Origin of the sequence: Methanoculleus sp. UBA208 (assembly GCF_002498065.1) — an archaeon.
Lineage (GTDB): Archaea > Halobacteriota > Methanomicrobia > Methanomicrobiales > Methanoculleaceae > Methanoculleus.
This window is the reverse complement of sequence record NZ_DAFZ01000069.1, coordinates 13,977-23,108: the sequence shown is the minus strand read 5'-3', so window position 1 is coordinate 23,108 and position 9,132 is coordinate 13,977. Positions and strand designations below refer to the sequence as shown.

Annotated in this window: 11 protein-coding genes; 10 read left to right on the top strand and 1 reads right to left on the bottom strand. The window is 62.1% G+C overall.

Annotated elements, in window-relative coordinates; all coding sequences use genetic code 11:
- Positions 1-708: 708 nt before the first annotated feature.
- The gene (locus BRA62_RS07505; RefSeq protein WP_292365952.1) at positions 709-1,479 is read right to left on the bottom strand and encodes a DUF169 domain-containing protein; all 771 of its coding nucleotides are present in this window, start codon (positions 1,477-1,479) and stop codon (positions 709-711) included.
- Between the two features lie 200 nt (positions 1,480-1,679).
- Here BRA62_RS07505 and BRA62_RS07500 point away from each other — a divergent pair, with 200 nt between their 5' ends.
- The 10 genes from BRA62_RS07500 to BRA62_RS07455 all read left to right on the top strand — a co-directional run.
- Complete coding sequence (locus BRA62_RS07500) at positions 1,680-2,126, top strand: hypothetical protein (RefSeq protein WP_292365951.1); 447 nt, start codon at positions 1,680-1,682, stop codon at positions 2,124-2,126.
- Positions 2,123-2,890, top strand: coding sequence for a hypothetical protein (locus tag BRA62_RS07495; RefSeq protein WP_292365950.1), 768 nt, complete (start codon positions 2,123-2,125; stop codon positions 2,888-2,890). The genes BRA62_RS07500 and BRA62_RS07495 overlap by 4 nt, the downstream gene beginning before the upstream one ends.
- 127 nt (positions 2,891-3,017) lie before the next feature.
- Positions 3,018-3,620 (top strand): DUF1673 family protein, encoded by a 603-nt coding sequence (locus BRA62_RS07490; RefSeq protein WP_292365949.1) that lies wholly within the window; start codon positions 3,018-3,020, stop codon positions 3,618-3,620.
- Positions 3,617-4,225, top strand: coding sequence for a DUF1673 family protein (locus tag BRA62_RS07485; protein ID WP_292365948.1), 609 nt, complete (start codon positions 3,617-3,619; stop codon positions 4,223-4,225). The genes BRA62_RS07490 and BRA62_RS07485 overlap by 4 nt, the downstream gene beginning before the upstream one ends.
- Positions 4,222-4,920: a DUF1673 family protein gene (locus BRA62_RS07480; protein ID WP_292365947.1), complete on the top strand. Its 699-nt coding sequence runs from the start codon at positions 4,222-4,224 to the stop codon at positions 4,918-4,920. Before BRA62_RS07485 ends, BRA62_RS07480 begins: the two co-directional genes overlap by 4 nt.
- Positions 4,917-5,396, top strand: coding sequence for a hypothetical protein (locus BRA62_RS07475; protein WP_292365946.1), 480 nt, complete (start codon positions 4,917-4,919; stop codon positions 5,394-5,396). Before BRA62_RS07480 ends, BRA62_RS07475 begins: the two co-directional genes overlap by 4 nt.
- Positions 5,393-6,139, top strand: coding sequence for a DUF1673 family protein (locus BRA62_RS07470; RefSeq protein ID WP_292365945.1), 747 nt, complete (start codon positions 5,393-5,395; stop codon positions 6,137-6,139). Before BRA62_RS07475 ends, BRA62_RS07470 begins: the two co-directional genes overlap by 4 nt.
- Positions 6,140-6,235: 96 nt before the next feature.
- Positions 6,236-7,045 (top strand): ABC transporter ATP-binding protein, encoded by an 810-nt coding sequence (locus BRA62_RS07465; protein WP_292365944.1) that lies wholly within the window; start codon positions 6,236-6,238, stop codon positions 7,043-7,045.
- A gap of 119 nt (positions 7,046-7,164) precedes the next feature.
- Positions 7,165-8,181: a TIGR03557 family F420-dependent LLM class oxidoreductase gene (locus tag BRA62_RS07460; RefSeq protein ID WP_292365943.1), complete on the top strand. Its 1,017-nt coding sequence runs from the start codon at positions 7,165-7,167 to the stop codon at positions 8,179-8,181.
- 155 nt (positions 8,182-8,336) lie between these two features.
- On the top strand, positions 8,337-9,132 hold a 796-nt coding region (locus BRA62_RS07455), incomplete at its 3' end, for a hypothetical protein (protein ID WP_292365942.1).

The following is a 9,132-nucleotide window of genomic DNA, read 5'->3' as shown; positions in this document are numbered from 1 at the left end:
AGTTGATGTTGAGTATATGTTTTCCGGGCTCTGTTGAGACCCTATTCTGATCTTCACCCTTACCCTGATGAGGGCGGTGCCGGACCAGGCTTGTCCCTGGGACGACCTTTCTTCTCTCGGGCATGTCCTCATACAGTGGACCGTGGTGGCTATCGCCATTGGGGTGGGGCCGACGGGGAGGGGGTCTCCCCCTCCCCTGTCTCCACATACGAAGGGATTCCTGTAACCCCCATTCGAAGACCTCCGGTCTTCTCATGCTCCGGACGTTCCGTCCGTCGCACCCCACCCGGCCTCCGGCCTCCTCCCCCGCACCTTCGGTGCTTCAACTCCTGCCCTTCGGCCAGTCGTTCCCCGCCCTAAGGGCGGGGGCAGTCATGGCGATAGGCGATGCCCCTACGGGACATCGCAGGAGAAGACCGAAGGTCTTGGACTTGCGATGGACGGAACGCCCGGAGCACAAGCACCGCAGGTGTGCAACCTAGTGAAAAGCCATGCCCATGAGTCCCCCTGATTGTGGCCACCTGGAACAAACAGGTGGGGTTTCAACAAAGTCCAATTTTAGTAGCATTAAATCCAAGAGCGACTCCTCCTGCCCATTTAATTTAGGCAATATGTGTTGCGTTTTTGTTGGCTGCCGCCCCATATCCGAGCCCGCCTTTCCAGGGCGTTTAGAATTCCCTCCTGAAGAGCTAGCCCGTTATTTCCTGACTATGGTGAATGCAGTCTGTCGCTCCTATCTATCTTCTTCATCACCTTCTCCCAGGTGCCCGTGATGAGGAAACTCTCCTCCATGAAGCCGACCACCCGGGTAAACTTCTTCATGGGGAAGGCCATCGTCAGGACATCCAGCGGGACGCAGGGCCGTGCCGAGGGGTCGAACATCCCGAGCACCGCTCTTGGATTCTCGTTCTGCTGCTCGAGCCAGGGGAAGTAAAAGACCGAGCTGCACCCGGCGCCGAACGGGCAGACGACACCGTTCGGGTCGCTCTGGTCGAAGTTTGCAAGCGTGAAGAGGCCGGAGAGCACCTCGGGCCGGGCGAAGAAGACGACGGCGTCCGGGTTGTCCGCGTCCGTCAGGTTATCCCAGCGCTTGAAGACGATCTCCTTTCCCTTCGTCGGTATCCGGGCGGTTCCCCGGTCGAGTTCGTCCACGATCTCCGGCGTCTGCTTGTAGCGCTCCCCCTCCATCTCGCCGGGTTTTCCGTAGGAGAGGAAGTAGCGGAAGTCGGGGAACCGCTCGGCGTCGTAGCCGAGATAGAACCTCCCTCCGCGGCACCCGATGGAGTCTTCGGAAAAGACGAGGCTTTTGCCGTTTCGTACCTTCGTAAGGTCGCAGACGAAGCACCTCCAGCCTTTCGGGGCGGGAGCCTTCTCCACACCGTCGGTCGCGCCCCCGACCTCGAAGGCGATCGGGAGTTCCGTCCCCGGGAAGTAGTTCTCGTGGAGTTCAATATAGGCGTCGCGCAGTGCTGTGTCCATACGGCCCTCTTTCGACGCGGCGAGGATTAATATTCTGATCCTTCTCCCGGTCGAGGCACATACAAGCCGGCGGCCTGTTACCGTCCATTCAGGGAAGTGGGGTGTGGCCGGGGTGCTATCCGGCTGCGGGGCACCGCACACGAGCCGGATCGGCGGGAAGGATCGAAATGTATATATTGTCAACCTCCGACTGTTGACGCATGCCACTCCCCCTGAACGAGAGGCAGTTTGCGTTCTGGCAGCTCCGCCGCGGCGGTCTTCCCAACATCCAGATCGCGGACCGCTTCCACATATCCCGCCAGGCGGTCTCGAAGGCGCTGCTTGCCATGGACCGCAAAGTCGAGGAGACGCTTCTCGAGATGGCGCAGGCGAACCAGATCGAGGTCGAGCGCCTGAACGCAGAGATTGGCGTCCTCTTCGGCCGTTCCGTTCCGTTTGACGCGGCGGCCATCGTCTTTGTCTCGGCAGACCACGGGGTGCAGGTCTGGTACGAGCACGAGGGCGACTGCGATGCATGCCCCCGGTACACCCGGTGCATCGAGCTCCTCTGGGGCTACGCGGACGAACTGGGGATTACTCTCACGAAGACCGACGACCCGACCCGTCTGGCCGACGAACTCTTCGCGAAACTCCGGGAGATGGTATGATGCCTCTTATGGAGACGATACGGGCGTACCTGGGCTGGTGCCCCGCGGAGGGGCAGATGCACCGGCAGATGCAGCCGCGGCCCGGCATGCGCGGGGACACTCCGCATGACGGCCGACGGCGTATAGGCAGTGTAAGTTTGAAGATCGATTCCATCGTCAAAGAAGAATTCTGGCGCTCTATTGGGGCGGTTTACTGGATATCATTTCTTACCATTGGTTACCTCGTCCTCAGCGGGTACCTTCCGATATCGATCTCCTATGCATTCCCCCTTGCGTTGATACCAACTGTGGCGTACTTTCTCATCATGGTCTGGTACCGGCGCAAGGAAAATCTGGTAGATCCCAATCCCGCAAGCATCCTCCGCCACGCCTTCGGGTCGAGGAGACAGAGAGGGGAGAGAACGGAGCAGAGAAGGGCTATCGTCGAGAAGGCGGTCGATACCGCCCTCCTCGTCATGATCTTCCTGATCTACCTTTATGCGTCCCTTGCATACTCCATCAGCCAGATTTACTGGTTCCCCGTCCTTATCATTGTCGGCATACTTCTGGCGCGGATCATCTTCACCGACGGTGGTGTTCAACGCGTCACCGTTGCGCGATCATTTGTCTTCTACCTCATAGCAGCCGGAATTCTCCTCCTGCGCTACGTGGTGTTAGGATATCCTGTTGCTCCACTCCTCCAGGCAATCGTGCTTGTTGGTATCGTCGCTTTTCCCCTCCTCTATATCTGGGAACGGCAACGCACAACGGAGGGAACAGATTGATGATAACTCATGGAACGATGGATCTGGTCTGCACACCCGCCCGGGACATACCCGGGGTGGGAATCCACAACGAACCCATTTTGGTGGAAATAGCAGTGGACAGGCAAAAAATCCTGGAGATGATGTTATGACTCTCATGGAGACGATCCGGGCCTACCTCGGGTGGTGCCCCATGCAGGCGTCGATGCGGCCGGATCTCGCGGTGCGTCCGGCTGGGACCGCGGCGCCGGGTGGGCAGAACGGGCTCTTCCGGGCCGAACCCGGGTGGTGGCGCCGCTATCACAACCAGCTCTTCACCGTGGCACTGGCCGCATCGGCGGCGACAGCAGCGGTTTATCTCCTGATCGGGGCTGAGTTGGGGTATCCGGATGTGTGGACGGGCCTTGCCATCGGGGCTGGAGGGGCCCTCGGCTTCCTGCTCGGTCACCGGAAGCAGTATGCGCGGGTTGCCGCCGGCGAGTTCATCAGGGCCAACATGAGCCGGCGGCAGCGCGTCATCCGGGACCTGGGCGGGCCGGTGGCCCTCATTCTCTCCGCCGCCATCATGGTGCTTTTTGTTCGGAACGAGATGTTCGGCCAGATCATCGGGTTCATGCTGGCCTTGAGCCTCATTGGGTGGGCGACGTACGGTATCACGATCCTCTGGGAGCGCCGGCACCACACAGCCCTGATCGCAGAGAAGGGATCGATGTATACCCTGGATACGACAGCGGAGGGTGAAAACGCATGATGCTGAAGGTCACCGGGGCGATACGGAGGCTTATGGGTCGGTGTCCCATGGCGGGATCGGTGCGGACGGAGCTCGCGATGCGGTCGGCTGCGACCGCGGCACCGGGCGGGCAGGACGGCCCCTTCCGGGCCGGCACCGGGTGGTGGCATCGCCACCACAACCAACTGCTCGTCGCGGCGCTGGTTGCATCAACGGTGGCAGCGGCGCTCTTTATCCTGTTCGAGGATGTTTCGGGACACCTCGCCGTGTGGACGGGTCTTGCCGTCGCGGTAGGAGCGCTCCTCGGCTCTCTGCTCAGTTACCGCTCCCGGTATGCGCGGGTTGCCGCCGGCGAGTTCCGCAGGGACAACATGACCGAAAGACAGCGCATTGTCCAGTACCTGAGGGTGCCGGTGGCCGCTGTTCTCCTCGTCGCCGGTATGGCGTATCTTGTTCTGGGCGGGATGTTCGACCGGATGCTCGGGATCGTGCTGGGGATGTGTCTCATCTGCTGGACCTGGTACGGCCTCACGATCCTCTGGGAACGGCAGCACCAGGCGATCATGATCGCGGAGTGGGGGTCGGTATATACCCTGGATACGGCAACGGAGGGTGAACGCGTATGATGAAGTTCTCCGAGACGATACGCCGGTGGATGGGCTGGTGCCCGAACGCGGCAATGTCTGGCACCGGTCGGCGCCGATATGTCGCGCCGGGTGATGAGGTTGAGACCCGGGTGGCGGGGGGCGGCAGCCGGGAAGTGGTGGAGGGTGCCCTTGTGGACTACGGTCCGATCGGCACCCCGGCGACGCTCTTCATTCTGCCTGTTGCCGCCGCTCTCCTCATTGGATGCCTCTTCGTTATGGCACCAGTTGTGGGCCTTTTTGTGCTGGTCATCATACTGGCTTACTCCGGTATGGAGTTATATGGAGTCATGCGAAGAGCCCGTGTCGAGGTCACCCCGGACACGATTACCATCACGCGGCCGCTCTTTCGGCCCGTCGTCATCCCGAAGGATGCCGTCGTGAAAGTGGAGGTGAAGGAGAACAAACTCCCGGTCCCCTACTGGTTCCTCGCGGTGGCACTGGGGGCGCTTCTCGTATCGGCGACCGGCAGTATATACCTTGGATGGGATAATCCGGCCTCCATGCGGTTTATCTCCGGGCTTGGCGCCGTGATCTTCTTCCCCATGATCTTCTACCGCACCTATGCACGGACACGTTACCCGCGAACCCTGACGATAACGACTCCGAAGAAGATTGCCGCAATCTATACCGATGACCCCGAACGGATTGCCCGGGTGCTGGGGGTAACCGGATGACGGTATTTCTGGAGTATATCAGGAGGAAGCTCGGCTGGTGCCCGAACGCCGACGCCGTCAAACCGGTCAGGCGCACGAGCGCGGAAGCGGGCTACGGGGGTGCGTGGCAGGGAAGGAGCCCGGAACCAAAACCCGGCCCGGAACCGGCCGGCACCGCAGGCAGCGATCGGAGCGGCTACCAGGACAACATGCTGCTTATCCTCATTGCCCTGGCCTGGCTCCTCCCGGTCGTGTACGACCGTGAGTTCCTCCCGATCCTCCTCGTCTTCTCCGCCGTCGCCGTGTATTATGACGCGCAGAGTATCCGTGCCGGGGAAAAATTCGAGAAGGAGACGCTGCTAGGCGATATCGTCACCTGGCAGCCGCTGACCTGGGGAGCCGCGACGCTTGTCGGCGGGATTATCATCCTGGCAATCTACCTCTTCCACCGGAAAGAGATCTACCGCGCAAACTTCGGCGGGGAGGCATCCGCATGACGATGAAACTCTCCGAGACGATACGGAGGTGGATGGGCTGGTGCCCGAACGCCGCCGCTGCCGGAACCGTCCGACGACGGTATGCCGCACCGGGCGATGAGATTGGGACCGGGACGGCAGCGGACGGCAGCCGGGAAGTGGTGGAGGACGTGTTCGTGGAGTACACCAGTCCTCGCTTTTTTGTGGTGATGCCGTTCGCCGTCCTTGGTTTCCTCTTCCTCTTCGTGATATCCGTCCTGATCCCCTCCCTGTGGCCAGGGCTCACCTTTACCTTCCTGGCAGTCTCCCTTCTGGCGTGGGCCGCATGGCGCCTCTACTTCGATCCGTATCGAACCGCGATAGAATTCTCCGGGAACTCCGTCATCGTCCGGCGGCCGCATTCCCGGCCCCTCGTCTTCGGAAAGGATGCGGTTCGATCGGTCGAGGTGAAAGATGCCGATCGTCCCATACCTCGCTGGGCGTCCGTGCCGCTCTGGCTTCTCACGGTCGCGGTGGTACTCTTCAATATTGTAGGGAGAGAGTTGATGCTGTATCTGGGTGGCCATGCCGTCGACCCCTATTTCGGCTTTCAGGTTCTCCTGGCGGTCGGCTGGATGGCGTTTATGCTGGAGTGGCTCTACCGCGTCCTGGCCAATCTGCGGTATCCGGGCTATCTCAGGGTGACGCTGGTACCCGCCGGTTTCCTCCACATCTACACGGACGACCCGGAGAGGGTTGCAGCACTGCTCGGTTCACCGCGATGACGGAGCATACCTTTTGAAGAGAACCGTCCAATATACAGAGCGGCGACATCCGATGGAATCCCTGTACCGCAAACCCCACCCGACGGAGCAGCCGGCATGACTGACAGCGCTCGACCATCTTCCCCGCCGCTTGTTGAGTTCCGAAACGTCAGCGTCGTCCGGGACGGGAGAATTCTCCTCGACGCGGTATCGCTCACGATCCGCGAGGGAGAGCATATCGCCATCCTCGGACCGAACGGTGCCGGGAAGTCGTCGCTCATCCGGGCGATCACCCGCGAGTACTACCCCTCCTCCCCCGGGTCTGACGTCGTCTTCAGGTTTCGGGGGCGGGATACGTGGGACGCCTTCTCCTTGAGGTCGCACATCGGGCTCGTCTCCGGCGACCTCCAGCATACCTTCACCCGCGGCATATCGGGCCGCGAAGTCGTGCTCTCGGGGTTCTTCTCGAGCATCGGGCTCTTTCTCTCCCACGAAGTCACCCCCGCGATGGAGCGAAAAACGGACGAGATCCTCGAGTTCCTCGAGGTCGCCCACCTCGCCGACCGCCCGATGACGGAGATCTCCTCGGGCGAGGCCCGCAGGCTCCTGATCGGGCGGGCGCTCGTCCACGACCCCGGCACCCTCGTCCTCGACGAGCCCACGAACAGCCTCGACCTGCATGCGCTCCACACCTTCCGAAAGACGCTCCGGAAGATTGCCCGATCCGGCACCGGCATCATCCTCGTGACCCACAACCTCCACGACATCATCCCGGAGATCTCCCGGGTCATCCTGATGCGGGACGGTGCCGTCCAAAAAGACGGCCCGAAAGCAGAGGTGCTGACTGACGGAGCCGTCGGCGACCTCTTCCGCGTCCCTGTCCGCGTCCGGGAGGAAGACGGCTACTACTACGCGACGGGCTACTGAACTCCCCCCGAACCCCGCTGTTTTTCCGATCGACATAACGCTTAAGGCCGGTGACGATCTCTCCCGCCGCTCATACCCCGGCATGGAGGTGCCGGGGAACCTGAGAGGGGAGAGGAAGCATGGTCGAGATTGGCTACAAACTTTTCACCGAGGCGCACAGCGCCTCAGAACTGGTGAAAAACGCGAGGCTGGCCGAGGATGCCGGGTTCTCGTTTTTGAGCATCAGCGATCACTACCTCCCGTGGATCGCAAACCACGGACACGCCGGGTTTGCCTGGTGCACTATCGGCGGGATATCCCAGAGTACCTCACGGATCAAGGTCTCCACCGGCGTGACCTGCCCGCTGGTGCGTTACCACCCGGCTATCGTCGCGCAGGCCGCCGCAACCGCGGCGAGCATGATGCCCGGGAGGTTCGAGCTCGGGGTCGGGACGGGCGAGAACTTAAACGAACACGTCACCGGGGGAATCTGGCCGACATCGGAGCCGGTGCGGCTCGATATGCTCCGCGAGGCAGTGAACATCATCCGGACGCTCTGGAAGGGAGGGATGCAGGACTACTACGGCAACTACTACATCATCGACAATGCACAGATCTTCGAGCTCCCGGAGCAGCTCCCGGCAATCCGCGTCTCGGCGGAAGGGTCGATGGCGGCGGAGGTGGCCGGGGAGATCGGCGACGCGCTTATCCACTACGAGCAGAAGCCCGAGGAGGTCATCGAGACGTTCCGTGCATCAGGCGGCGAAGGCAAGTCGTGCATGGTCGAGACCGCGGTCTGCTACGGCAAAAGCGAAGAGGAGGCGAAACGTACGGCGTACGAGTGGTTCCCCGTCACTGCAAATAAGGGGGAGCTGAACTGGATCGTCCCCACGCCGACGCACTTTGAGCAGATGCAGCAGATGGTGACGCCGGATGAGGTTGCAAAACAGGTCATCTGCGGGCCCGACCCGCAGAAGATCGTAGAGAAGGTGGGCGAACTCGCCGATATGGGCTACGACAGCGTCCTGCTCCACCAGGTAGGTCCCGATCAGCAGGAGTTTATCAACCTCGCGCACGACACCATCCTGCCGGAGTTCGGGATCAGGCCCCCGCGGGCCGAGGTCGGGGGAAGGATGGTCCCCGGTCCCGCACGGTGAGTGGAAGGCCGGCTATTACCTCTTTTTCCACAGTCCTGACCTGCCAGAACGGCTCTTCCCGTGTTCGGGATGCCCGGGCCGGCAGAGCATGGAAGGGGGTGCGGACACCGCCGGGACAACACTTAAGAAACCGGCGCAGCATCTCGTTTCCCGGGATGACGGAGAATGCAAATACCCCGGCCGTCCGGGATCTCATGGCGGAGTTCGCCGGCCTGACCGGGCTTGACCCCCCAGGCGCCCGCCCGCGGCGTTACCTCTGGACGGATGCCTACGCAGCCTGCAACTACCTCGAACTCTTCCACCGGACAGGTGACGGGGTCTACCGCGACCTCGCCCTCCGCCTCGTCGACCTGGTGCACCACACCCTCGGCCGGCACCGCGAGGACGACCCGCGGACCGGCTGGATCAGTGGCTTACCCGACGAGGAGGGCGAGGCGCATCCCACCCGGGGCGGTCTCCGGATAGGAAAGCCGCTTCCCGAACGAGGGCCCGACGAGCCGTTCGACGAGCGGCTGGAATGGGAGCGGGACGGGCAGTATTATCACTACCTCACCAAATGGATGCACGCGCTCAACCGGGTGAGCCGGACGACCGGAGATCCGACCTATACCCGGTGGGCGGTGGAGCTTGCAGAGATCGCCCATACTGCGTTCGCTTACACTCCCTCCTCCGGCGGCAGAAAGAGAATGTACTGGAAGATGAGCAACGACCTCTCCCGGCCGTTCGTCCCTGCGATGGGCCAGCACGACCCGCTCGACGGGGTCGTCACCTACAGCGAGCTCCGGGCGGCGGCCGGGGGGATCGACCTCTCGCCCGAGATCGCCGATATGGCCCGCATCTGCCGGGGTGGAAACCTTGCCACCGACGACCCGCTCAGCATCGGCGGTCTCCTCTTCGATGCCGGAAGGATCGTGCAGATCCTGGAGGGATCCGGAAGGATCCTACAGGATC